Annotated in this window: 21 protein-coding genes; 10 read left to right on the forward strand and 11 right to left on the reverse strand. The window is 43.5% G+C overall.

Going from position 1 to position 23,171, the window contains the following annotated elements; all coding sequences use genetic code 11:
• Window positions 1-123 precede the first annotated feature (123 nt).
• Window positions 124-1,857: an alpha-glucosidase gene (locus ABID99_RS27450; RefSeq protein ID WP_229701713.1), complete on the forward strand. Its 1,734-nt coding sequence runs from the start codon at window positions 124-126 to the stop codon at window positions 1,855-1,857.
• Between the two features lie 122 nt (window positions 1,858-1,979).
• On the opposite strand, the gene ABID99_RS27455 is transcribed toward ABID99_RS27450, so the two are convergent.
• The 3 genes from ABID99_RS27455 to ABID99_RS27465 form a co-directional block, all read right to left on the reverse strand.
• Window positions 1,980-3,611 (reverse strand): DUF5597 domain-containing protein, encoded by a 1,632-nt coding sequence (locus ABID99_RS27455; protein ID WP_188834091.1) that lies wholly within the window; start codon window positions 3,609-3,611, stop codon window positions 1,980-1,982.
• Window positions 3,612-3,744: 133 nt separating this feature from the next.
• Window positions 3,745-4,731 (reverse strand): nucleoside hydrolase, encoded by a 987-nt coding sequence (locus ABID99_RS27460; RefSeq protein WP_373615755.1) that lies wholly within the window; start codon window positions 4,729-4,731, stop codon window positions 3,745-3,747.
• Between the two features lie 245 nt (window positions 4,732-4,976).
• Complete coding sequence (locus ABID99_RS27465) at window positions 4,977-5,675, reverse strand: SMUG2 DNA glycosylase family protein (protein ID WP_188834089.1); 699 nt, start codon at window positions 5,673-5,675, stop codon at window positions 4,977-4,979.
• Between the two features lie 113 nt (window positions 5,676-5,788).
• Between ABID99_RS27465 and ABID99_RS27470 the strand changes: the two genes are divergently transcribed.
• The 8 genes from ABID99_RS27470 to ABID99_RS27505 all read left to right on the forward strand — a co-directional run bounded on the left by ABID99_RS27470 (window position 5,789) and on the right by ABID99_RS27505 (window position 12,995).
• Window positions 5,789-6,532: an SDR family oxidoreductase gene (locus tag ABID99_RS27470; protein ID WP_188834088.1), complete on the forward strand. Its 744-nt coding sequence runs from the start codon at window positions 5,789-5,791 to the stop codon at window positions 6,530-6,532.
• A 238-nt stretch (window positions 6,533-6,770) separates the two neighbouring features.
• Window positions 6,771-7,658, forward strand: coding sequence for a glutamate--tRNA ligase family protein (locus tag ABID99_RS27475; RefSeq protein WP_373615756.1), 888 nt, complete (start codon window positions 6,771-6,773; stop codon window positions 7,656-7,658).
• A 198-nt stretch (window positions 7,659-7,856) separates the two neighbouring features.
• Window positions 7,857-8,705, forward strand: coding sequence for a phosphatidylinositol-specific phospholipase C/glycerophosphodiester phosphodiesterase family protein (locus ABID99_RS27480; protein WP_373615757.1), 849 nt, complete (start codon window positions 7,857-7,859; stop codon window positions 8,703-8,705).
• 22 nt (window positions 8,706-8,727) lie between these two features.
• A complete protein-coding gene (locus ABID99_RS27485) occupies window positions 8,728-9,894 on the forward strand; it encodes a glycosyltransferase family 4 protein (protein WP_373615758.1) in 1,167 nt (388 codons plus the stop codon).
• 90 nt (window positions 9,895-9,984) lie between these two features.
• Window positions 9,985-10,590, forward strand: coding sequence for a peptidoglycan-binding domain-containing protein (locus tag ABID99_RS27490; protein WP_090533777.1), 606 nt, complete (start codon window positions 9,985-9,987; stop codon window positions 10,588-10,590).
• A 115-nt stretch (window positions 10,591-10,705) separates the two neighbouring features.
• On the forward strand, window positions 10,706-11,593 hold the full coding sequence (locus ABID99_RS27495; RefSeq protein ID WP_090533779.1) for a PfkB family carbohydrate kinase: 888 nt from the start codon (window positions 10,706-10,708) through the stop codon (window positions 11,591-11,593).
• A 204-nt stretch (window positions 11,594-11,797) separates the two neighbouring features.
• Window positions 11,798-12,148, forward strand: a complete 351-nt coding sequence (locus tag ABID99_RS27500) for a hypothetical protein (RefSeq protein WP_090533780.1) — start codon at window positions 11,798-11,800, stop codon at window positions 12,146-12,148.
• A gap of 379 nt (window positions 12,149-12,527) precedes the next feature.
• On the forward strand, window positions 12,528-12,995 hold the full coding sequence (locus ABID99_RS27505) for a hypothetical protein (protein WP_373615759.1): 468 nt from the start codon (window positions 12,528-12,530) through the stop codon (window positions 12,993-12,995).
• Window positions 12,996-13,274: 279 nt separating this feature from the next.
• Here the strand turns inward: ABID99_RS27505 and ABID99_RS27510 are convergent, their stop codons facing one another.
• From ABID99_RS27510 to ABID99_RS27545, 8 genes are all read right to left on the reverse strand, one after another.
• A complete protein-coding gene (locus ABID99_RS27510) occupies window positions 13,275-14,036 on the reverse strand; it encodes a tetratricopeptide repeat protein (protein WP_229701712.1) in 762 nt (253 codons plus the stop codon).
• A gap of 1 nt (window position 14,037) precedes the next feature.
• Entirely contained in the window at window positions 14,038-15,855 is a 1,818-nt protein-coding gene (locus tag ABID99_RS27515) for a BatD family protein (RefSeq protein ID WP_373615760.1), read from the reverse strand.
• A 24-nt stretch (window positions 15,856-15,879) separates the two neighbouring features.
• Window positions 15,880-16,635 carry a tetratricopeptide repeat protein gene (locus ABID99_RS27520; RefSeq protein WP_373615761.1) on the reverse strand — a complete coding sequence of 252 codons (756 nt, stop codon included), beginning with the start codon at window positions 16,633-16,635 and terminating at the stop codon, window positions 15,880-15,882.
• Window positions 16,632-17,672, reverse strand: a complete 1,041-nt coding sequence (locus tag ABID99_RS27525; protein ID WP_373615762.1) for a VWA domain-containing protein — start codon at window positions 17,670-17,672, stop codon at window positions 16,632-16,634. The genes ABID99_RS27520 and ABID99_RS27525 overlap by 4 nt, the downstream gene beginning before the upstream one ends.
• A 4-nt stretch (window positions 17,673-17,676) precedes the next feature.
• The gene (locus ABID99_RS27530) at window positions 17,677-18,681 is read right to left on the reverse strand and encodes a VWA domain-containing protein (protein WP_217633220.1); all 1,005 of its coding nucleotides are present in this window, start codon (window positions 18,679-18,681) and stop codon (window positions 17,677-17,679) included.
• On the reverse strand, window positions 18,678-19,646 hold the full coding sequence (locus ABID99_RS27535; protein ID WP_373615763.1) for a hypothetical protein: 969 nt from the start codon (window positions 19,644-19,646) through the stop codon (window positions 18,678-18,680). The genes ABID99_RS27530 and ABID99_RS27535 overlap by 4 nt, the downstream gene beginning before the upstream one ends.
• 5 nt (window positions 19,647-19,651) lie before the next feature.
• Entirely contained in the window at window positions 19,652-20,527 is an 876-nt protein-coding gene (locus ABID99_RS27540) for a DUF58 domain-containing protein (protein ID WP_176626649.1), read from the reverse strand.
• Window positions 20,528-20,633: 106 nt separating this feature from the next.
• A complete protein-coding gene (locus ABID99_RS27545; protein ID WP_373615934.1) occupies window positions 20,634-21,563 on the reverse strand; it encodes an AAA family ATPase in 930 nt (309 codons plus the stop codon).
• 425 nt (window positions 21,564-21,988) lie between these two features.
• On the opposite strand from ABID99_RS27545, the gene ABID99_RS27550 reads away from it, so the two are divergent.
• A complete protein-coding gene (locus tag ABID99_RS27550; RefSeq protein ID WP_373615764.1) occupies window positions 21,989-23,020 on the forward strand; it encodes a hypothetical protein in 1,032 nt (343 codons plus the stop codon).
• Window positions 23,021-23,171: the final 151 nt, after the last annotated feature.

Below are 23,171 nucleotides of genomic sequence, written 5' to 3' on the forward strand. Positions count from 1 at the left end.
GCTAAGCCGACGGATTTAGTTGCATTATTTTTTGTTTCGCTTAAATATTGCTATCTTAATATTCTATTGTTATAAACCACAGAAAGTCTGTTTCGTCCTGCTAAAGCTTAACCAATTATAATCATGAACGTACCTTACATTCGTTTTGTGGCCTTCATTGTTTTTATGTTTGTTGCCATTTCAGGGGCCGCGCAAAACAATCAAGGCAGAGCAGACACTATTGACCGCAAATGGTGGAAGGAAGCCGTAGTTTACCAGGTTTATCCCCGAAGCTTTAAGGACAACGATGGAGACGGTATTGGTGACCTGAAAGGCATTATCTCCAAACTTGATTATATCAAAAGCCTCGGTGTTGATGTTGTTTGGCTTAACCCAATTTACAGCTCGCCTAATGACGATAATGGCTATGATGTAAGCGATTACCGCAACATCATGAAGGATTTTGGAACCATGGATGATTTTGATGTTTTGCTGAAAGGCATGCATTCCCGCGGCATAAAACTGGTGATGGACCTGGTAGTAAATCACAGCAGCGATGAGCACGAATGGTTTAAACAAAGCAGGAGCTCGCGCAAAAATCCGTACCGGGAATATTATCACTGGTGGAACGCCGAAAAGGGCAAACCCGCTTATCGCTACAGTTTATTTGACGTAAACCACGATGCCTGGCGTTATGATTCGCTTACCAATGCCTATTACCTGCATTATTTTTCGCGCAAGCAGCCCGACCTTAACTGGGAAAATCCAAAACTGAGGAATGAAGTATACGGCATAATGAAGTTTTGGGCTGATAAGGGGATTGACGGTTTCCGGCTGGATGCCTTCCAATTTGCTGCAAAGGATACTACCTTTCCGGCCTTTCCGAAAGGGTTTGAAAAAAACTTTACCCAATATTACGGCGTACAGGGCAATTTGCACGGATACCTGCAGGAAATGAACAGAGAAGTGCTCAGTAAATATAACGTAATGAGTGTAGCCGAAGGTGCAGGCAATACTTTTGAAGACGGCCATAATTTAGTTGATGCCGACAGAAATGAATTGAACATGGCTTACGCATTTGAAGGTGTGGATATTGCCAAACCCGAAGGCTATAGCGTAGTTCACTTAAAACAGGTATTTACCAAATGGGATAGTGCCTTTGCATCAAAGGGGTGGTTATCAATATTCTTAGCCAATCATGACCAGGCCCGGCTGGTAAGCAGGTTCGGCAATGATAGTCCGGAGTTCAGGGCTGTATCATCAAAAATGCTCACTACATTTTTGATGACTATGCGCGGTACGCCATACTATTATAATGGCGACGAACTGGGCATGACCAATGCTGGCTTTAGCACAATTGATGACTATCGTGACGTGCAAACGTTAAACGAATATCAGCGGCAAAAAAATATTGGTGCCGATTTGCCTACATATTTAAAACGAATAGCCTTTGAAAGCCGTGATAACGGGCGCACTCCATTTCAATGGAACAGCACGGCCAATGCCGGTTTTACAACGGGTACACCCTGGATAAAGGTAAATCCCAATTATAAAAGTGTCAACGCTGCTGCGCAGGAAAAAGATGCCAATAGCACGTTGAATTATTTCAGGCGGATAGTAAAGCTGCGGAAGGATAACCCGGTACTGGTATACGGAAAATATACATTGCTCGATGCACAAAACCCCGATACTTATGCCTACACCCGGGAGTTGAACGGCAGGAAGCTGCTGGTATTCCTGAATTTTACAAGTAAAACAGCTCCGGCTCAAACAGGTATGAATTTGGGTAATGCAACGGTTTTAATCGGCAATTATCAAAAGCCATCAAAAAATGGCACGCTGATGCCGTATGAGGCGGTGGTTTATGAGGTGAAATAGGAGGGTTTAACGTGTAGAGACGCATAATTGCGTCTCTAATGTACTGAGCCTCATTTAATTGAAAATTGCATGCGTGACCTGCCTGCGAGAGACGCAATTATGCGTCTCTACATTAATTAATTTTACCTCACCACCAACGAGATCTGCAACACCCTCGGCTTATCGCCAATTGCAGGCCCTCCCCAGTCTGTTTCATCACCATTAAGGATGCGAAGCGATTTAAATACGCCTTGATCATACCAGCCTTCTTCAACCTTAAGGTATTGCCATGCCTTACCGGTGTTGCTGCCGGCCGGGCGGAAGGTGATGCGACAGTTTGTTCCAGTCGCGATAAATTTATTTTCATTAAGGCTAACAATCATGGCTTTACCGTTATGGTCTTTATTAGGTTTAAGTTCACCACCCCGGCCGCTGCCAAATTTTACAATGGCATCCCAGGCACCAAGTTTAATGCTTTGCTCCGCGCCATCTTCATGTTCAACAACGGCTTTGATCTTATTTTCAAATGCCCATTGTGCCAGTTCACGCATCATTGGTGCTGCCATGGCATATTCATCCGCAAAAGGGGAAAGTAGCTCGGCCAAATGATCATCGTTTGAACTATCGCCATTGTCATCTATCCCGAAAGGTGAAAAGCCAATACCACCGTGGGCCAACACATCATAAAAATATTTGGCATTATCAGCCATTAAGCCAGCTTCGGGTACAAACAGGGGATTATCTGCGCGGGTATACAGGTCAATTACTTTCAACACCCTTTCGCTGCCCGACAGGTAAATATCAGGAGCAAGCAGGTTAATTGATGGGGCGGCTACTTTCCAGATCGGGATTACGTTATCTGTCGCGCCCCCGCTTTCATAATGGGTTGCCGGCGGATTGGTAAGCGGATCACGGAGCGCCACGTTTACGTATAATGGCAGCGGATACTCAGCTTTACCGGCTGCGGCCACCTGTTCGATGAACCGGGCTATTGACCAGGCCTGGAAATATTCGTCAGCCCTGTCGCCAAAAACTTTGGTCCACGAGCCTTTTGAGTGTTCCGATACATTCAGGGCTTTTAGTACAGCTGGTTTTAACAGTTGGGCGGGGACATCGCCTTCAAACAGTTTTTGCGCCTTGGCTGAATAGTCGCGAACGGTGTCCCATGAGCCTGGTTCGTTTTCAACCTGCACCATGATTACGGTATGTTGCTCATCAGCCTGCTTTAAGTAACGCATAACTGCCGAAAACGCTTTGATATCAGCATCTAAAGTGGCTTTTGAATGAGGTGAAGGCGAGTCAATGGGCTTGCCTGTTTTACCAGTAATGTTTGGATATTTCTCCGCATCGCGTTTCATCCATTCGGGCATGTAATGGTTGCTGCCGTTTTTCCAGGTGCCAAACCATAATAATACCAAATGCACGTTATGCTGCCGGGCTTGGGTAAGCAGGGTATCCACTAATGAAAAGTTAAACCTCCCGGGCTGTGGCTCTACCTGCTCCCAGTAAATGGGTACTTCGAGCGTGTTAAGGTGCATTGCTCCGGCCGATTTCCATACGCCTGGCGTTAAAGCGGGCCATGCACTTGAGTTGTGCGCCTGTCCGCCCAGCATTAAAAATGGTTTGCCGTCAACTAAAAACGCGTGCCTGCCATTTTTTTCGATAAGCTTAGGTAACGATGTATCATTGGTTTGAGCAAGAGTTTTACCCCCCGCAAATAATAGTAATGTAAGCAGAAGCGTATTTTGAGTTTTTTTGCCAATTATTTTAAGCATGATAACAAAGGTTTATGACCATGCAAAATAATTACAAAACAGCACTTTTGGTAATACTAAATAAACCGTTTATGGTTAAAAATGTGCCAAATGCAGCATTTATTTAGCCAACTCCAGCTTGGCAAAAAAATCATTAAACATGAGGTTGATATCTAACCTGCGATAAACACGGATTATTTCGGCCATGGGCATTGTAATCATATCCGCCTTGTGCGTTAATAAGCGGGCAGGGCTTTAACACATATTCACTTGATGATGGATCGGCTTCAAAGGATGATTGCAGCGCGGTAAGCAACACCAGCGGACTATCACCTATGATATAGGTTTCACCCAAATTAAGACGATATTGCTGGATGAGCTTCATGACGTTTTCAAGTGCGCCAGCCAGATATTTCCCTGTTTCGCCTTGCGGCTTTACTTTAAGCAGTAATTCTGAGTAGGAAAGTATGGCCTGGCGATATCCATCCCTCGGAATCTGCCATAATTTTAGCTGAGAATGGTTAAACACAGCTCTCGCCGCATTGATATCGATATTGAGGTTATATTCGGGGCTGCTGTAATTGGGTGGGGGTAGTGCAAGATCGCTGTACTCCGGGCCGCCAATCCACACCAGTGTGAGTTTGGCGGCAATTTTTGGATCGGTTAATACAGCCGATGCAATTTCGGTAAGTCCGGCGCCACAAAGGATGTAAAGAGGTAAGGAGGTGTCTGTACGGGATGCTTCTTTAATGATCAGATCGACAGCTTTACTTTTTACCGGGGTACTGTCGTTTACCATCGCGGTGTTAGAGCCTGCTATTACCGGGAATTGATCTTTAATCTTTAAAACAGCTAACAGGTCTGCAGCCTTTTTTGCCGCGTTCTCCGCCTGGGTTTTAGATCTGTCGAACCCATCATTGGCATTCAGGTGCGAACCAATGATCCCTCTAACGTCAACCGATGGTGATAATACCAAATGTGTAAGCGCAAACAAACCATCCGGGTCACCGCTAAAATCGTTGTCCATGATCACCCTGATGCGGGGCGAGATGAGTTTATTGTTTGCAGCTGATTGCCCTTTTGAAACAAAAGGAAAAACAAAAAGCACCAGCAGGAATGCTAAAAACTTGCTTTGGGTCATAGCTTAAAGGTTAATTGGTTGCAGCACACAATATAAGCGTTTTAGCCTGAAACAAGAGGATGTTTATTGCATAGTTAATATAAGGGACAAATGGTGCGGGATTGAGCGATTCCCCTCTTGAGAGGGGCGGAGGGGTGTGTTTCTGCTTGATAAGTCTACCGCAGAAACACACCCCTGCTACCGCGCTTTCGTTCGCGCCCCCTCTCAAGAGGGGAATTGATAAGTTTTGTTTAATAGGCGATAACTTATCCCGCAATACTTTCAAAAGCAGCAAGGTATTTATCAATATAAAATTGCTTGCTTGCCGTTTTATACTGCATGATGAAACGCGGATGTTCCAGTGCAATGATCTCGCCAAAGAAATGGTATTCATCGTTTAGCTTGCGCAGGAATGTTTCATTTTTTCCCGTACCAAAACAAAAGCATTTTTCGGTATTAATGCCCAGGTCAATCTGCTTGCGGATATTTTCGATCATAAACTGATAAACGGCTTTGGTTAGTTCCTTACTGTCGTAATAGTTATAGTTCTTTTCCTTGCCGTTTGCATCAACACTTGTAAAACCAAGCGGACAGGGCGAATTAATATAGATTTGTTTATAAAAAGCTTCCGGGCCGCCAAAGGCGTTGATCACCTCATAAACAAACACAGAAGAAGGCTCATGCGACATTTTGCCTTCGTAATTGATGTGGCACTCAGAGATCAGTCGTTTAGGATCCGTAAAAGGGATGCCTGTTAAGCCACCGCCAAACCTGCCGGGGTTAATGCCCAAAATGATATGCCGCTGTTGATTATCATTATAATATTTATGGTAAAACTCATCGACAATACGCATGGTTTGCGGATGTTCCTTAAAAGGGTTCATAATGCGGATGTCTTCAGGTAAAGGATCGCCGGTGTAGGTTAGCTGCTCATTGAATTGGATAATCCGGTCTGCGAGTGTCATAACTCAAATTTAGCATTTTATAAATTCTGAAGGCTAATCGCTTTTTACCAAATGGTAAGTGGAACCGGTTTTTTACGGCGGAAATTTGTGGTGTCTAAAAAAGAATAAACATCATGAGTAATCAAATTGAAAACAAATCGTCATTAAAAGGCAAAAGGGTAATTATATTGGGTGGCAGTACAGGTATAGGCTTCGCGACAGCAAAAGCTGCTGCTGCGGAAGGGGCTAAAGTGGTAATAGTTTCAGGTAATCAAAGTAAGATCAATAATGCTTTAAGCCAGCTGCCTGAAGATGCAGAGGGCTACGCCATAGATCTATCGCACGAGGAAAACATACAATCATTTTTTGAGCAGGCCGGGAAGTTCGATCACCTGGTTTATACCGCTGCCGAAAATCTTAATTTGAATAATATCGACCAAACAGATATCGGGGCCGCACGTAAGTTCTTTAATCTCCGCTATTGGGGGGCTTATGCTGCTGTTAAGTATGGTGCCCCGTTCATTAATGAGGGCGGCTCGGTAAACCTAACTGGGGGCACGGCAGGGGCAAGACCGGCAGCTGGTTGGTCGATAGCCAGCAGTATTTGCGGCGCCATGGAAGGCCTGGTGAGGGCACTTGCCGTTGAGCTTGCTCCAATACGTGTAAACGCGGTGGTACCCGGGGTAATTGACACCAACCTGTGGGATAGTATGCCTGCCGAAGATAAAGAAGGCCTTTACAATTGGGCAAAAGATACGTTATTGCTTGGTCGCGTTGGTCACGCGGATGACGTTGCCCTTGCTTTTGTTTATCTTATGAAGCAAAGCTTTGGCACCGGGTTGAATTTAGTGGTTGATGGAGGTACGTTGCTGGCATAATGGTTTATAGGAGGCGCTCCATTTTCAATTCCCTCCCCCCGGGAGGGGTGTGGTTGGAATGAGTAGTGGCAGGGAGGGGTTTGTGCGTCATTAAAGCGCATAGGTATGTCGACGAAACCCCTCCCTACACCCTCCCAGGGGAGGGAATCGCACAACCCATCGCTCAAAAGGAATCCGTCACACTATTTGCTATAGCCGCCCGCTTTTGTATCTTAGCATTCATCAATCCTAAAAGCTATTGACAAGTGCCCCGATACATTTTAATAAAACCCGCATTGCTCCAACACCAAGCGGGTTTTTGCATGTGGGCAATGTGCTGTCTTTTTCTATCACCGCGACATTGGCGCGTAAGCATGGCGCTAAAGTTTTATTGAGGATTGATGACCTCGACCGGGCAAGGGTTAATCGGGAATACCTGACTGATATTTTTGATACGCTACGATTTTTGGAGATCCCCTGGGATGAAGGACCGCAGGATGCCGACGATTTTGAAGCCAGGTTTTCACAAATTCACCGGATGCATCTGTATAACGAAGCCCTCGAGCAATTAGCCGCAGGTGGCTTTGTATTTGCCTGTACCTGCTCGCGCAAGCAACTTAACGAAATTGGAAGCTGTACGTGTTCGGATAAGCAAACTCCTTTAAATACCCTTGGAGCGAGTTGGCGCTTACGTACAGATAACGTTGCTACATTGCTCGTGAAAAGTTATACCGGCAAAATTATCCAAACTCAGCTACTTGCCGAAATGGAAAATTTTGTGGTCAAAAAAAAAGACGGTTTCCCGGCTTATCAGCTTACCTCAGTTATTGACGATCTGTTTTATGGCGTTGACCTGATTGTGAGGGGTGAAGATCTGTGGGCGTCAACACTGGCGCAGACTCAGTTGGCAACTGTGTTGGGTAAGCAGGATTTTAGCGATATCGTATTTTATCATCATCCGTTATTACTTGAAGCGGATGGTAAAAAGCTATCCAAATCGGCAGGCTCAACATCCATTAGGTATTTAAAGCAGGAAGGCGAGAGTGCGGAAGATGTATTTATGCTTATCTCAGATCTGTTCTCACTCCCCGAAACGGCTTGTAACTGGCAGGAGCTCGGTGCATCAATTCTTCGCCATTTGTCATAGCATATTAACACTTCTTTATAAAATGCATATTTAATGTGACTCCAGCTTAATCGAACGGTGTCAATTTGTATATTTTAATGTGATGAAAATGTTAAGTCATTTACAATAAATTAAAGCATTTGGTGCTTTTACTTTACCATGACATAACTGCCTGTACATATCTGAAGGATAAATTTGTGGCAACAAATACAAATTACGATGCAAGCAGCATTTTGCCACAAGCACCTGAAATTTCTGTTTTTTGTTATCCTTACTTTCAGAGCCATTACCTGCCAGGCTCAAAACAGCCCCCTCTCCAAAGGTTTCGCCCATAATGATTACTGGCACAACCGGCCCCTGTACGATGCCCTGGATAACGGTTTTCAAAACGTAGAAGCTGACATTTACCTGCGCGATGACGAATTGCTGGTGGCACATATGCTGCCCGCTTTTCAAAAAAGACGTACCCTGGAGCAGCTTTATTTAAAGCCATTGTTTAACTGTTACGAGGGTAAAAACAGGGAGGTGGTATACCCACTTTCTCCGGGTACGCTGATGATCGATATTAAATCAGACGCCGAAAAAACTTATGCAAAGCTGTCGGAAGTATTAAAACGCTATGCGCCTATGCTGTCGAGTTATAATGATGGCGAAATAATAGAGGGAAAAGTAACAATTGTTATAACCGGCAATAAACCTTATAAAATGCTTCAGGCACAAAGGCAACGCTATGCTTTTATTGATGAGGACCTGATGCAGGTGCATACCGATACACTTTCAAATACCGTTTATAAAACTGCCAGCTGCAAATATTCGCGCCTGATCAGCTGGACAGGTAAAGGCCCGATGCCCGAAGATCAGAAACAATTACTTCGTGATTACGTAGCCGCAGCGCATCACCATAAAAAACGGGTACGCCTGTGGGCTTCCCCGGAAAACAAGGAAGTATGGAAAGCCTTGCTTGAATGTGAGGTTGACCTGATCAACACCGATAAATTAGCCGAATTAAGAGAGTTCCTGATGATGGGGCCGGAACCTGTAAGATATGCGAAGGTGAACACAAAGTAATAACCGCTAATCAGTCAATAAGATGAAAAAGATCAGAGTAGTATTTTTTGCCGAGATACTTATTGAAGATTTTGACGGTGCAGTACGCACCATGTATCAGCTCATTAAACGGATTGACCGTAATATTTTTGAGTTTCTGTTTGTTTACGGTGCCGGGCCGGATAGCATAGCCGGTTTTGAATCATTAAAAGTGCCGGCTTTGACCTTGCCGATCAATACCGGTTACACTATGGCGATACCTGCCCTGGTGATGGGCGAATTAAAGCAAGAGATTGATAATTTTTCGCCAGATGTTGTACACATCGCCACGCCATCACTTTTGGGCAATTTTGCGTTAAAATATGCTAGTCAGCAAGGCTTGCCTGTTATGAGCATATACCATACTCATTTTATTTCCTACATCGATTATTACCTGAAACATACCCCTTTCCTTATCAATAAGGTTAAGCAGATGATGGCCGAGAGTCATAAGGTTTTCTATAATCAATGTGATCAGGTATACGTGCCTTCAATTACCATGAAAGATGAGCTGATTGATATGGGAGTTGATACCTATCGTATGAAGCTTTGGCAAAGGGGAATAGATACCAGCCTGTTTTCACCACGGCATAAAAAAAGTTTGCACTCGATAACAGGAAATGATAATCCAACTATTTTATTTGCGAGCCGCCTGGTTTGGGAAAAAAACCTGGAAACCCTGTTTGAGATCTATACCATTATGCAGGATAGAAATCCCGAAGTTAACTTCATAATTGCCGGCGATGGTGTTGCGCGGAAGGCCTGTGAGACAAAAATGCCAAACGCAGTATTTACCGGTAAGGTAGATCATAAAACGCTTTCGGTATTGTATGCATCGTCAACACTGTTCCTTTTTCCTTCTGTATCTGAGGCTTACGGTAACGTTGTACTTGAGGCTATGGCATCCGGGTTGCCATGTGTTATTGCCGATGGCGGCGGTTCAAAAGATTTTATTGAGCAAGGCATTAATGGTTTTAAATGTGAGCCATACAATGCCGGCTGCTATGTTGAGCGGATTGAATTATTGCTGAAGAGTAAAAGCCTGCGGGAACAGTTTATTGAAGGGGCCCTCCAATACAGCAGCCGCTTAAGCTGGGAGCATCTCGCATCGGTATATTTTGATGACCTGGCCGAAATGGCAGGTGTAGATGTGTTTAGCGGGGTAGTATAAAAGCTTGTTATTAGATTTGCGACTGAGTTGATTGTTTAAAAAATAGATTTTATTATCTAATTTTATAATCATACAGCTAATAAATAACCTATGGCCGACACACAACCGGATGAAAGTTTTAACAAGTTTAAATCACAGATAAAAACAGAGCTTGACTTTGAAGTTTTTAAGTACTACCAGGAAGATCAGTCGAAAAGGAGTGAAAATAAGTGGCTTAAATCACAGTATGCACCGATAATCCTCTCAGCGATATTTGCCTTACTCGGTACCGGAGTAGGCGCATGGATACAGGGTGTTGCAAATCGAAATCTGGAAAAACAAAAATTTGAAGCAGACCTGGTTTTAAAAATGATAGAAACCAACGGCGATCAACAGGCAGCTGCGCAAAACCTGAACTTTTTAGTGCAAACCGGCCTCGTTAATGATGATAGCTTAAGAGTTAAGCTTTCCAAAATAATTAAACACCCGGGAGAAGTACCCTCGCTGGGCGATCTGTCTGCTGATCGAAAGATTGATTTATTAACCGAAACGCAAAAGCAGTTAAAATCACTTGGATATTATGCCGGACCGATAGACGGGCAAGAATCTGATATATTCAGAAAAGCGGTGATGGCTTTTCAGGCACATTGTAAGCTTATTCCGGATGGTATGCTGGGTGCTAAAACACTTCAACAACTTTCAACAGCGAGTAAATGATTATAACGGGGATGTTATAATATGCTACAATTCTTGTACTCCCTTTCCTATTTCTTACATTTGCCGTTTGTTTTAATAATAGGGGTTGAGTATCAAATCATAATAGGGAAATTTCATGTACGATATTTGTTGTGTAGGGCATATTACGTTAGATAAAGTGGTAACACCGCAAGCGGTTAAACACATGGCTGGCGGTACTTCTTTTTACTTTTCAAACGCCATCCGTAACATGGATGTGAATTATACCCTGGTTACCTCGCTTGCTTTGAGCGAAATGCCGGTTGTTGAAAAACTCCGTAACAAAGGTATCGAAGTACATGCTACTACAGGCGGCGAAACGGTTTACTTTGAAAATATTTACTCTGTTAACCAGGATCACCGTACCCAGCGCGTGTTACAAAAAGCGGATCCCTTCACTATTGAACAGCTTGACGAGATCCAGGCCGACGTTTATCATTTAGGCCCTTTACTGGCCGATGATATCTCCGTAGAATTTATAAAGAACTTGGCACAACGCGGCAAACTTTCTCTTGACGCACAGGGCTACCTGCGTAAGGTAGAAGATAAAAACGTAATAGCCATCGATTGGCCCGAAAAACGTGAAGCCCTGCAGCACATCCACATCCTGAAAGTGAACGAACATGAAATGGAAGTACTTACTGGTATAACTGACATTCATGAAGGTGCCAAAGTTTTGAATGACTGGGGCGTTAAAGAGGTAGTGGTTACATTAGGCAGTATGGGCTCGGTTATTTATACAGATGGTGTTTATTACCAGATCCCGGCGTATAAACCGGTTGAAGTAGTTGATGCCACTGGTTGCGGTGATACTTACATGGCAGGCTATTTATACCAACGCGCCAAAGGGAAGAGTTTCCAGGAGGCCGGCGAGTTTGCTGCTGCTATGGCCAGTTTTAAAATAGAATCATCAGGCCCTTTTACCGGTACCGAAGAAGATGTACTGGAGCTGTTAGCGAAACACAGCATAAAGCCGAAAGCTTAAGGCTTTAAGCCCAAAGCAAATACACAAATACTGGTTCAAGTTTAGCGATAGCGTAACTTGGACCCAAAATAGATTAAACTGAAAGCTTAACTGAATACCTGCAATTGACACAGTCCGTGAAAATAGGATATTGCAACTATTTTAGGCAACACCGAGCTTACTAATAGACCACCCATATTCTACTAACATTAATTATATTAAATTATGAATGTAGGAAGCTATCGTGTAGACCAAAAGAAGATAATTTTTGAAACAGGAAAATTCATAGAGTTTGATTTTTCGATACAGGATACGTTGGTATTCGACAGCAAAATTGTTGTTCTTTTAGATATTTCGGGGGATACTAAATTTAATCAGAATGTGTATGCCATAGATTTTAACGGTGAGATTTTATGGCAAATTGAAAGAAGCGAAAATCTTGACATTATCGGATATTGCCCTTTTATAAGTATTGAAATCCAAAATCTGAAATTGGTTTCATTTAATTGGTGCGGATTTAGATTTACAATTGACCCCGGTACAGGAAAAGTAAACGAATCGATATTCACCAAATAAATCTTTGGCTAAAGTTAGCGATAGTGTGAACTTCAACCCATTGATGGCTTGTAGTTGCAAACTACAGGCATTATGAATCCGTAGACAGATCTACGGACAGCCATAGAATAGTCATCCTTAGACGCAGCGGACGGCGGGTTTTATGTGTTGCTTCCTTTAGACAATTATTTAAATTTTTTAGTATAAGGTTTGAAAACATGTTCAAATGGAGCTATTCTCGCACATGTTTAATACCTTTAAAGATGATTTTATAGCAAAAAAAATTGGCTAAAGCATGATAACCATTTTTAATAAATATGATAGCTTTATTTTTGAATAGATAGATAGCATTTTCAATCTTCCGGAAACAGACCGGGGGTACGTAGGCTCCTATCAGGACTTGTTTAAAGAAAATCAATTACCTGAATTAAGCCATTGGTTTGCTTACTTTTTAAACAAAGTCGATATATATCGTCCAGATGTTAGAAATTTTTCAAGAGAAGAAATCGACTTTTGGGACAAGTGGGTTTCTGAAATAAAAACTTATCAAGCTCTGGATGACACTTTTGGAGACGCCTTTATCGGCGATCTTTATCCTGATTTTGATTATTCGCAGGAAAATAGTCAAGCGGCTCTTAATAATTTAAAGTATAATTATAAACTAAAGAATGGCTCATTAAGTTACTATCGTGAAGTTGAAAAAACATTAGTGCTATATGGCAAATATCGTTTCGAAGACATTCAAGACGGAAAACGTGAAGCTCTTAGTTATGATTATAACGACTTAAGCAATGATGAATCATGGTCGCATTATAATGATGACTTGGATATGGATCAACAAAGTCCTGACTTTTGGGATCAATTTTGATTTAATATTAAAATTCTTTTGGATTTTCCTTGATGTCCGTAGTTTAATTGCTGCCCAAGCCACACCTGGTTTAAGTTTAGCGATAGCGAACCTTGGACCCAAAATGGGTAACCATTCAGCTTAACTGAACATCTGCAATAGATAATCCGCGGAAGCAGAATGCTTCCACAGTTTTAGGACGAAGTTGCGATATCACTAAACTTCGACCAGTGAAAGAAAGAATTGAGTTTAAAAAGCAACCTTTCGCCTTTTACCTTTATCCTTTCACCTCCTCAAAAACTATATTTCCTTAGCGTCCGAAGCATTGATCCAGCCCTCGTTGCCGCTGGCCAGCCTGATCTTCATCCAGTCGTTGTTGTTTTCCAGTATCTCAACCTTTGTACCGTCATGGATCAGGAACAGATTTTTAGCGTTGGGCGTTGGCGCGCTTTTTACATTAACAGACGTGCTGAATATGATAGCGCCGTGATGGGCATCAAAGTATTGATCCTGGCGACTTGCAACAAACATGCTCGCGAAACCGAAAAGTAAGATTACCAAAGCCGAATAAAACGACCATTTTTTAATGCTTACCGAATTAGTAAACCTGTACACGATCAGCAATGCACATCCCGCTATAAAGAACAGAATCGTCATCACCGCCAAAGTTGTTAATGAAAAGCGGAGAATAAACGAGTGCCACCATTTGGTAATGAAAAACTCGGTACCGGCCTCTACCTTATCGGTTGTTTTTTGATTGGCAAACTGGATATTGAAATTGATATCCTCATCGCCCGGCGAAAGTTTATGGGCCTTTTCATAGTAAAGCAACGCCGATGGCACATCCTCATTTTTAAAATAAGCATTGCCCAAATTATAGTAAACCAATGCCGACTGGTGCCCATCGTCCACAATTTTCTGGTAGGTGGTTATGGCTTCCTTATACTGACCTTTGGCGTATTGGTTGTTCCCTTTTTTTAACAGGATGTTAGCTTCATCGTTAGCTAATGCAGATATCGGCATAACGATGATGAGCAGTAAGTATATAATGCGCTTCATCATGTTATATTTTATTTTCAATGTTATTGATCATGTTCTGGGCCTTATCAAATACCTGTTGCTCGGTAATGCCTGATACAGGGGCATAGCGGGCCATTTCGCAAAGATCGAGTGTGCCCAACATCTCGTTAATGAGGCTTTCATCAAGCGAGCGGGCTTTTAGTTCCGAAGCTATCTTTTCACGGTTAAGATCTGCGTAAGGAATATTAAGTTTATCACTCAAATAGCCATATAAACCGCGGAAGAGGTTTTCATAAAAAGCCTTTTTATCGTTTAGTTGCTGTTTGGCGCTGGCCAGGTGTTTGGCTGCCACTTTACCTGCTTTGCGACTTTTTAAACCAACCACGTCGGCATTATTTTTATCTCGCCATTTACCGTAAACCAAAGCGCCTAAGAAACCTGCCGGACCCAAGATCAGCAGGAAATAATATAATCCAGAGCCATAAAAATCGCTGCCGACTTCGTTTAATTCAGTGCCGGTTTTTATATAGCGGATATCATTGCTCAGCACCTTAACATCCTGTTTGCCGGCGTTTGAAAAGGCGGTAACGTTACTGCCATCGCTGCTGCCTTTGGCAACCTTAACATGAAATGCCGGGGTGCTTAATGAAACGTACCGGCCGGTGGCTGGGTTAAAATAAGCGAATTTAACCGGGTCGATAGTAAAATCGCCCTGGTGCCTCGGGATCAGCAGATAAGTGTATTTTCTGCTACCTGATGCCCCGCTGGCATTTATGGTAATGGTATCGGTGATCTTGGGCTCATACTTCTCAAAGTCGGCTGGGAAAGTTGGCGTTATCGGTTTCAACAACTTCAGGTTGCCTGCGCCGCTTACCTTTATGGTGTAATTAATGGCATCATTAGCTTTAACATCATTTTTATCAAGCGAAGCCTCAATATTAAACTTGCCCACAGCGCCTGTAAATTCGGCAGGCTTGCCTGCTAATGGCAGTGGTTTCACGTGAATGACAACGGGCGCACTTTTAATCTTGTACTTCACATCCTCATATCCGCCAAAGAATGCATCGAAGGGGTCGCCTGATGATGAAGCGGCCTGCTGCCGTACTATAAAGTTCATGACAGAAGGCTCAATAGTGATATTGCCCTCATGCTCGGGAAACAGAACGGTTTGTTTAATATCGGTTACGTTGTACCGTACACCATTTAAAATTTCGGTGCGCCATTGGGCGTTAGGATTGGTGTTTTTGATCTCCTGGCTGTAAAAACCATTAAGATCGGGGATTTTTTCCGGTTCGCCGTTGGCGATATTAACCCGGGTGTATAGGCGCAGGTTCATCATGATCTGCTGACCCATGTAGGCGGTTGTTTTATCAACCTCGGCACGTAAAAACAATGATTTGGATATATCGCTTACACGCCCTTTTTGAATGTTGCGGCTATCGGGCCCATTGCTGCCTTGCTGCTGAGCTTGTTGACTGACCTGCCCACCCTGGCCTTTTACTACTTTTATTTTAATAGGAGAAGTGCTGTAGGGTCTTCCTCCCGCCATAATAGTAGCAGGGCCGATGGTTAATTCTCCCTCTTTGGTTGGTACCAGATCATACCCGTATGCTATGCTTGCCGAGGTAACGCCATTGATCATGGATATGCTATTGGATACGTTGGGGCCGCCAACCACCTGGAAACCACCAAATGAAGGCGGCGCAAAACGATCGGCATTGGCATTAATAGAAAAAGTAACTTCAAGTACTTCGCCTGTCCCTATGGTAGTTTTATTTACCGATGCCGTGAACTTTACCTGTGCAAAAACCAGGCTTGAGCAACACAGCAGCAGCGTTAATATGGAAAGTTTAATTTTCATTAGTATCTACAAAACAACAAAGATTTACCAATCTTTTGAAATAGGCACCTTAGCACCTTTTAATTTTTTATTCTTCAGCTTATCCTGGGTTTGCTTTTCATCATTGTTGAGGGCATCAAGCATCCGCTGCGCATCATCTTTTGACAGTTGGTTTGGCTGCTGTCCCTGCTGATCTTTCTGATCCTGGTTTTGCTTATCCTGATCCTTCTTGTCCTGGTCCTGCTTATTTTTATCCTGGTCTTTTTTGTCTTTATCCTTGTCCTTATTGTCTTTGTTATCTTTATTCTTATCCTTGTTTTTGTCCTTGTCCTTATTATTCTTGTTGCCCCCGCCGCCTTTATTTTTATTCTGCTGGTTTTTCAGCATTTTTTGGGCATAGGCAAGGTTATACCGGGTTTCCTCATCTTTAGGGTTATTAACCAGCGCTTTTTTATAGGCGTCGATACTTTCCTGGTATTTTTTTTGTGTTAAAAAGGAGTTGCCAATGTTGTGATAGGCGCCTGCTTTTACATTTTTATCAATAGATGCAGTTGCTAGTTTATTGAACTGTGTGGCGGCATCATCATATTTTTTTTGCTTAAACATGGCGTCGCCAAGGTTAAAATTACCCTCCAGGGTTTTGGCCTTTTTGCTCATGGCCTGACGGTACGCGGCTTCGGCTTCTTTATACTTTTTTTGCTGATAGAGTTGGTCACCCTGCCTCAGGTATTTTCTTTCCTGCTGGGCAAAAAGAAATGAAGCCTGCAGCACTAATAAAATGGCTATGATATATTGCTTCATGTGTTTTTTACTTCAAATAATTTGATCTTGCTCAAGCGCATGTTTTTGCGAATGGAGATGAAGAACTCAACCAGTAACAGCACAAAGGCAATGCCCAGGAAAAACTGGAACCTGTCTTCAAAATCCTTAAACTGTTTGGTATCCGTCATTTTGCGTTGCACCTTGGCAATCTGGTCCATCACAATGTTAAGGCCGCTGTTGGCATTGTTGGCACGTACATAAACGCCGTTACCGGCTTCGGCAATCTCCTTGCCCATAGCCTCATCAAGTTTACTAACTACAGGGTGTCCGGTGCTGTCATTGTGAAACCCAACTTGTTTACCACCCTGGTAAATTGGAACCGGCGCACCCTCTTCCGAACCTACACCAACCACATTCACAGTAACATTTCTGGCTAAAGCGGCTTTGGCTGCCGATACGGCATCATCCTCATGATTTTCACCATCGGTAATAATGATCATGGATTTACCGGTGCCGTTCTTAAAATCAAACGACTGCATCCCCAGGTTAATTGCCGCACCAATGGCAGTACCCTGCGTTGGCACCATTTCGGTGTTAATGGTATTGAGGAACAGTTTGGCCGCTGCGTAATCGGTAGTTACCGGGAGTTGTACATAGGCTTGGCCCGCAAATACAACGATGCCGATACGGTCGTCGTGCAGTTTATCAATCAGTTGAGATAGTGCACGTTTGGCATTTTCCAGCCGGTTAGGGGCCAAATCCTGCGCCAGCATACTGTTTGAAACGTCGAGCAGGATCATCAGGTCAGCGCCTTTGCGTTTTACCTCTTCGGTTTTTGAACCAAGCTGAGGGTCAGCTATGCCGATAACAACAAGCGCATAGGCTAAAATAAAAAAGATGAACCTGATCCAGGGGCGTGAAAAGGATACCTGCGGCATCAGCTGCATCACCACCTCCTTGTTTCCCAACGAGGCAATTGCTTTACGTTTCCACCAGTTTACCCTCAAAAAAATAAAGAGCAGCAGCGGAATAGCAAGCAATCCCCATAAAAATTCTGTATTTGCAAAACGTAGCATGCTGTTATGTTATAGCTCCCTTAAGCAGGGTATGTCTTGTTAAAAATTCCAACGATAAAAGCGCCAGCGCGATAATTGCGAACGGTAAAAAGCGCTCTGTTTTTTTGCGGTACTGGGTAACATCAATCTTGGCTTTTTCCAGTTTGTCAATCTGTTCGTAAATATCCTTCAAGGCGCTGTTGTTGGTAGCCCTGAAGTATTTGCCGCCGGTAATGGTGGCAATTTTGTTCAGCGTACCTTCGTCAATATCAACCTTCATGCGCTGGTATTGTACACCCATTGGGGTTTGAACAGGGTAGGGGGCATAGCCGTTGGTACCTATACCAACGGTATAAACCCTTACACCAAACTGTTTGGCAATTTCGGCAGCGGTAACAGGAGGGATAGAGCCCGAATTGTTTGAACCATCCGTAAGCAGGATCACTACTTTACTTTTGGCCTCGCTATCCTTTAAACGGTTTACGGCTGTTGCCAAACCCATGCCAATGGCGGTTCCATCTTCAATCATCCCGTTTTTGATGTCGGCATAAAGATTTACCAATACCGAGTGATCGATGGTGAGCGGACATTGCGTAAAGCTTTCACCACTGAAAACTACCAGGCCGATCCTGTCATTAGGGCGGTTCTGGATAAAATCGATGGCGATGTTTTTGCCGGCCTCAAGCCTGTTGGGCTTAAAATCTTCGGCAAGCATACTGCCCGAGATATCTGATGCAATAACGATATCAATACCTTCGGTCGTAGTATCCTGCCAGCTTAACGACGATTGCGGCCTTGCCAGCGCAACAATAAGCGCCGCCATAGCCAGCGAACGTAATATGATGCTCAAATGCCTGAAACGGGGCAGCATGCTTTTGGTGATCATGGCAAAGCCCCTGATAGTTGGCATAGCCAGGTTACCCTGCAGCTGCTTTTGTTTCCAGATGTACCAGCCCACCATAAGCGGAATGCTGATGAACAGCCAGAAAAAGCTTGGATGAGCGAATTCTATTCCTTTAAACCAAATCATTTTGCCTCATCTCCCTTCACATTTACATTGGTTGGCTGGGCATGAGGCTGTGTGTCCTTAATAAAGGTGACAGCGTTTTCCATGCTCTTTTCATTTTCATGGGCCGCAGGTTTCTCTTTGGCAAATTTCACCATGTCCGATAGCACAAGCAATTGCCTTAGCAGGTTCCTGTCTTCGCTGGCGATGTCCATATGCCTTAAGCTGGCAAAAATTTCTTCGGATGTTTGCTCGAGGGCCTGTATCGTGTACCTTTTTTCGAGGTACTCGCGCACCACGTCGCTCAGTTCAATATAATATTGCTTAACCTGATCGTGCTGCCAGAGCTGCTTGCTTTTGATCTCCTCAAGCTTTTGAAGTGCCTGGATATGCAGCGGAATGTCGGGTTTAACCTCTTCAACAACAACTTCTTTTTTAGGCTTTTTGAGCAGATAAAATATCGAACCTCCGCCAACAATCAAACCTGCCAGTATACCTGCAATCAGCTTCCAGTTATCACGCAGCCAATCCCAAAAAGTATATTTAATGATAAGCGGCTGTTTAATATCATAAAATGCTTTAGTTGTATCAACCGCAACTGTTTTAACATCAAGGTTTAATGTATCCGTTGGTAAATCACCTACCGGCGATTTGAACACGTATGACGGTATAACATAAGTACCGCTGTCAAAAACAGTAATAGTATAATGCCGGGTTACAGTTTTGATGGATTTATCGCCCGGGTCAAAAGCAGTATCAGCTTTAAATTTTACCACCTGGATTTTGCCTATACTGTCGGCCAGTTTAGGAAAGCCGATGCTGTCTTTAGCGTGAAAACGGATGCTTAAGTTGAGCTGTGTTTGCTCGCCTATCAGGATAGATTTTTTATCCAGTGTAGCTTTAGCCCCAAAGTTTTGCGCCCTGCCTGTTTGATAAAAGCCTGCAAGCAATACCAACATAGCCAGGGTGTATTTAATGTACCTGTTCATATATTTTACCGCCGGCCTTCCCGCTTTTTAAATAATGTCATTAATGGTTTAACGTATGATTCATGTGTGCCAATGGTAGTATAATCAACCCCCGAGCGACGAAAAGCGTCCTGCAGGGCGGCGTTGCGTTTCACAGCATCCCATTTAAAGGCATCGCGAACGGCCTTATCACCGGTATTTACCCACATGATATGGCCGCTTTCTTCGTCCTTAACCGGAATGAGGCCCAGGTTAGGGAACTCTTCCTCGTGTTTATCGTACAGTTTTAAAGCGATGATATCGTGTTTTTTATTGGCGATCTTGAGCTCACTTTCAAATTCGGGCGTAATAAAATCAGATATCACGAAAGCAGTACATTTCTTTTTGATAACGCTTGTGAAGTATTTTAAAGCCTCGGCTACATTGGTACCTTTATTTTCGGGCTGAAAAGCTATCAGCTCACGGATGATCATCAGGATATGGCTGCGGCCTTTTTTGGGCGGGATAAACTTCTCGATCTTATCGCTGAAAAATATCACGCCCACCTTATCATTGTTCTGTATGGCCGAAAATGCCAGTACCGCGCAAAGCTCGGTTGCCAGGTCCTGCTTTTGCTGGTTTTGTGTGCCGAAGTTTTCCGAACCGCTCACATCCATCAATAACATCACGGTAAGCTCGCGCTCCTCTTCAAATACTTTTACGTACGGCGCATTGAAGCGGGCGGTTACGTTCCAGTCGATAGTACGGATCTCGTCGCCGATCTGGTATTCGCGCACCTCGCTAAAGGCCATACCACGCCCCTTAAAAGCCGAGTGATACTCGCCCGAAAATAAGTGGTTACTTAAGCCACGGGTCTTGATCTCTATCTTCCTTACCTTTTTTAGCAGATCCTTGGTTTCCATAGGCCCCCTCTAAATCTCCCCCGGTAGGGGAGACTTTTGAATGTTTTAGTTAATTAATAATACCTTGCTTCTAAAGCCCTCCCTTCCGGGGAGGGTTTGGGTGGGGTTACGGTACCTCAACCACGTTCAGGATGCCGGTAATGATATCCTCACTGGTGATGTTTTCGGCCTCTGCTTCGTAGCTTAAGCCAACACGGTGCCTTAACACATCATGACAAACTGCGCGTACATCCTCGGGGATCACATAACCGCGACGTTTAATAAAGGCATATGCTTTTGCTGCCAGCGCCAAACTGATACTTGCCCTTGGCGATGCGCCAAAGGTGATCAGTGTTTTGTATTTGGCAAGCTTAAACTGATCGGGGAAACGGGTAGCGAAAACAATATCGATGATGTATTGCTCTATCTTTTCGTCCATATAAACCTCGCGCACAATTTTGCGGGCCTTGATGATTTCATCTGGCTTGATGATGGCATTTGGCTTATTCATGCCTGAAGGCGAGATATTGGCGCGCATGATCTTTTTCTCATCCTCTTTGTTAGGATATTTGATCACTACTTTTAGCATAAAACGGTCAACCTGTGCCTCGGGCAGGGGATAGGTACCTTCCTGTTCAATAGGGTTTTGGGTTGCCAGTACCAGGAACGGATCGGGCAGTTTATAGGTGGTATCGCCGATAGTTACCTGGCGTTCCTGCATGGCCTCAAGCAGCGCGCTTTGCACTTTGGCAGGCGCACGGTTAATCTCATCGGCCAACCCCCCAACAAAGTTGGAGAAGATTGGTCCTTTGCGCACAATGAACTCTTCTTTCTTTTGGTTGTAGATCATGGTACCCAATACGTCGGCAGGGAGCAAATCCGGAGTAAACTGGATCCGGCTAAAATCAGCCTGAATAGCTCTTGACAGGGTATTGATGGCCAGGGTTTTTGCCAGTCCCGGTACACCTTCCAATAGAATGTGCCCATTAGCCAGTAAACCGATCAGCAAACGCTCAACCATATAACGCTGACCAACGATCACTTTATCCATCTCCATAAGCAGCAGGTCGATAAACGCGCTTTCCCTTTGTATCATTTCATTCAGTGCCCTGATATCGGTTGAATACGATGTTGGAGCTGCCGGAGCTGCTGATGAAACATTTCCTGTGTAACTATTTTGTTCTTCCATTAATTTTTTTTGTTTCGGTAGGCAAACTTAAACACCCGCTCAATTTTTCGCCAACTAAAATCCATGCTTAAATGTTAAAAAGTGTTAAATCGTTATATATCGCGGCGGATATATCTGTTTAACACTCACAATGTTTGGTAATAATTGTTAAATCCGGCCGTGTTAAGTCCCAATATACACTATTTAGTTGCTTGTGGTGATATATAACGTGTTAAAGTGGGTTTTATTGATTGGCATAGGTTAAAGTTTTCCGGACTTTATTATCTATTTTTAATCAACATAATCCGGGCGACATGAAAAAGAGAAGATTGTTATTTATGCTGGTTATAACCGTCCTTTCGGCAATGGCTGCAAGGGCACAAAATGTATATAAAAACATCCCTCTACCAAAAGCCATCAACGGTTTGAACGAAGAATTTTCGGGTGTGACCATTTATGGCGGCCGTCTTTACCTCGAACCGCAATACGGCGATCATAAAGAAACAAAATTGGATGGCACATTTAACCTGTATAGCATCTTTGCAGATAGCATCAACCGGGTTATTGACGGGCAGGATACAGCATTATCAGCCTATAAAACCATCAGCGTAAAAGGGCTGAATTTGCTGCCCGATTCTGTAAAGGCAAACTATGAAGGCTTTGAAGCTATCAGCATCGCTAATAATACGGTGTTCCTTTCTATAGAAACGGATGATAAATACCCATACTGTTTTGTGCTGAAGGGCAAATTAGATACCGTTAAAGGAGAAGTGATAATTGATCCGGAGCATTTTATTTCCCTGCGGAGATATCCATCCATCAGCAATGCCGGTTTTGAAAGTGTTACCTATCTCCCTAAAGAAAACAAATTGCTGGCTTATTATGAGTTTAATGCCATGCCTAAAGGTGGCTGCGGCTATTTGATAGATACTTCCTTTAGTAAAGCCCCTGAGCAAATTAAAACGCCATTGCTGTATTTCAGGGTCACGGATATTGCGGCAGCCGGTGATGGAAAGATTTACGGTGTAAACTATTTTTGGAATGGTGATTATGATGGTTATCTAAATAACGATTGGGTGAAAAAGCCTGAAGCGGCTATAGGTAAACTAATACCGGAGCTTGGTAGTAAGTTGAGCGCTGATCCTGACTATCTGCACAATAACCCCTACGCATCAATTGTGATGCTTGATACCCGTAAAAGTAAGCAGTGGAGATATGTGCGTTCATTTGATGGTGTTAAAAATAACTGGGAAGGTATAGCCCTGTTTAAGAAGGGGGCATTGATTGTTACCGATGCCAACAGGAGTAGTAAGCAGGTTTGCAGGCTGGTTTATGTGGATTTTTGAGGAAACTAAAAAGAGGATGTCATGCTGAGGTTCTCGAAGCATGGTGGGCAGGCCTCTGCGCGCGACCCTTCGACAAGCTCAGGGTGACATGGCCTTTACACCAAATTTCATTTTTTTCTCCAACAAAAAAAGCCGCTTATCGCGGCTTTAA

It is taken from the genome of Mucilaginibacter sp. OAE612, from assembly GCF_041806395.1.
Lineage (GTDB): Bacteria > Bacteroidota > Bacteroidia > Sphingobacteriales > Sphingobacteriaceae > Mucilaginibacter > Mucilaginibacter rubeus.

Coding starts and splice junctions, on each gene's coding strand:
- ABID99_RS27450 (WP_229701713.1), top strand. CDS start 124: ATGAACGTACCTTACATTCGTTTTGTGGCCTTCATTGTTTTTATGTTT.
- ABID99_RS27455 (WP_188834091.1), bottom strand. CDS start 3,611: ATGCTTAAAATAATTGGCAAAAAAACTCAAAATACGCTTCTGCTTACA.
- ABID99_RS27460 (WP_373615755.1), bottom strand. CDS start 4,731: ATGACCCAAAGCAAGTTTTTAGCATTCCTGCTGGTGCTTTTTGTTTTT.
- ABID99_RS27465 (WP_188834089.1), bottom strand. CDS start 5,675: ATGACACTCGCAGACCGGATTATCCAATTCAATGAGCAGCTAACCTAC.
- ABID99_RS27470 (WP_188834088.1), top strand. CDS start 5,789: ATGAGTAATCAAATTGAAAACAAATCGTCATTAAAAGGCAAAAGGGTA.
- ABID99_RS27480 (WP_373615757.1), top strand. CDS start 7,857: ATGCAAGCAGCATTTTGCCACAAGCACCTGAAATTTCTGTTTTTTGTT.
- ABID99_RS27485 (WP_373615758.1), top strand. CDS start 8,728: ATGAAAAAGATCAGAGTAGTATTTTTTGCCGAGATACTTATTGAAGAT.
- ABID99_RS27490 (WP_090533777.1), top strand. CDS start 9,985: ATGGCCGACACACAACCGGATGAAAGTTTTAACAAGTTTAAATCACAG.
- ABID99_RS27495 (WP_090533779.1), top strand. CDS start 10,706: ATGTACGATATTTGTTGTGTAGGGCATATTACGTTAGATAAAGTGGTA.
- ABID99_RS27500 (WP_090533780.1), top strand. CDS start 11,798: ATGAATGTAGGAAGCTATCGTGTAGACCAAAAGAAGATAATTTTTGAA.
- ABID99_RS27510 (WP_229701712.1), bottom strand. CDS start 14,036: ATGATGAAGCGCATTATATACTTACTGCTCATCATCGTTATGCCGATA.
- ABID99_RS27515 (WP_373615760.1), bottom strand. CDS start 15,855: ATGAAAATTAAACTTTCCATATTAACGCTGCTGCTGTGTTGCTCAAGC.
- ABID99_RS27520 (WP_373615761.1), bottom strand. CDS start 16,635: ATGAAGCAATATATCATAGCCATTTTATTAGTGCTGCAGGCTTCATTT.
- ABID99_RS27525 (WP_373615762.1), bottom strand. CDS start 17,672: ATGCTACGTTTTGCAAATACAGAATTTTTATGGGGATTGCTTGCTATT.
- ABID99_RS27530 (WP_217633220.1), bottom strand. CDS start 18,681: ATGATTTGGTTTAAAGGAATAGAATTCGCTCATCCAAGCTTTTTCTGG.
- ABID99_RS27535 (WP_373615763.1), bottom strand. CDS start 19,646: ATGAACAGGTACATTAAATACACCCTGGCTATGTTGGTATTGCTTGCA.
- ABID99_RS27540 (WP_176626649.1), bottom strand. CDS start 20,527: ATGGAAACCAAGGATCTGCTAAAAAAGGTAAGGAAGATAGAGATCAAG.
- ABID99_RS27545 (WP_373615934.1), bottom strand. CDS start 21,563: ATGGAGATGGATAAAGTGATCGTTGGTCAGCGTTATATGGTTGAGCGT.
- ABID99_RS27550 (WP_373615764.1), top strand. CDS start 21,989: ATGAAAAAGAGAAGATTGTTATTTATGCTGGTTATAACCGTCCTTTCG.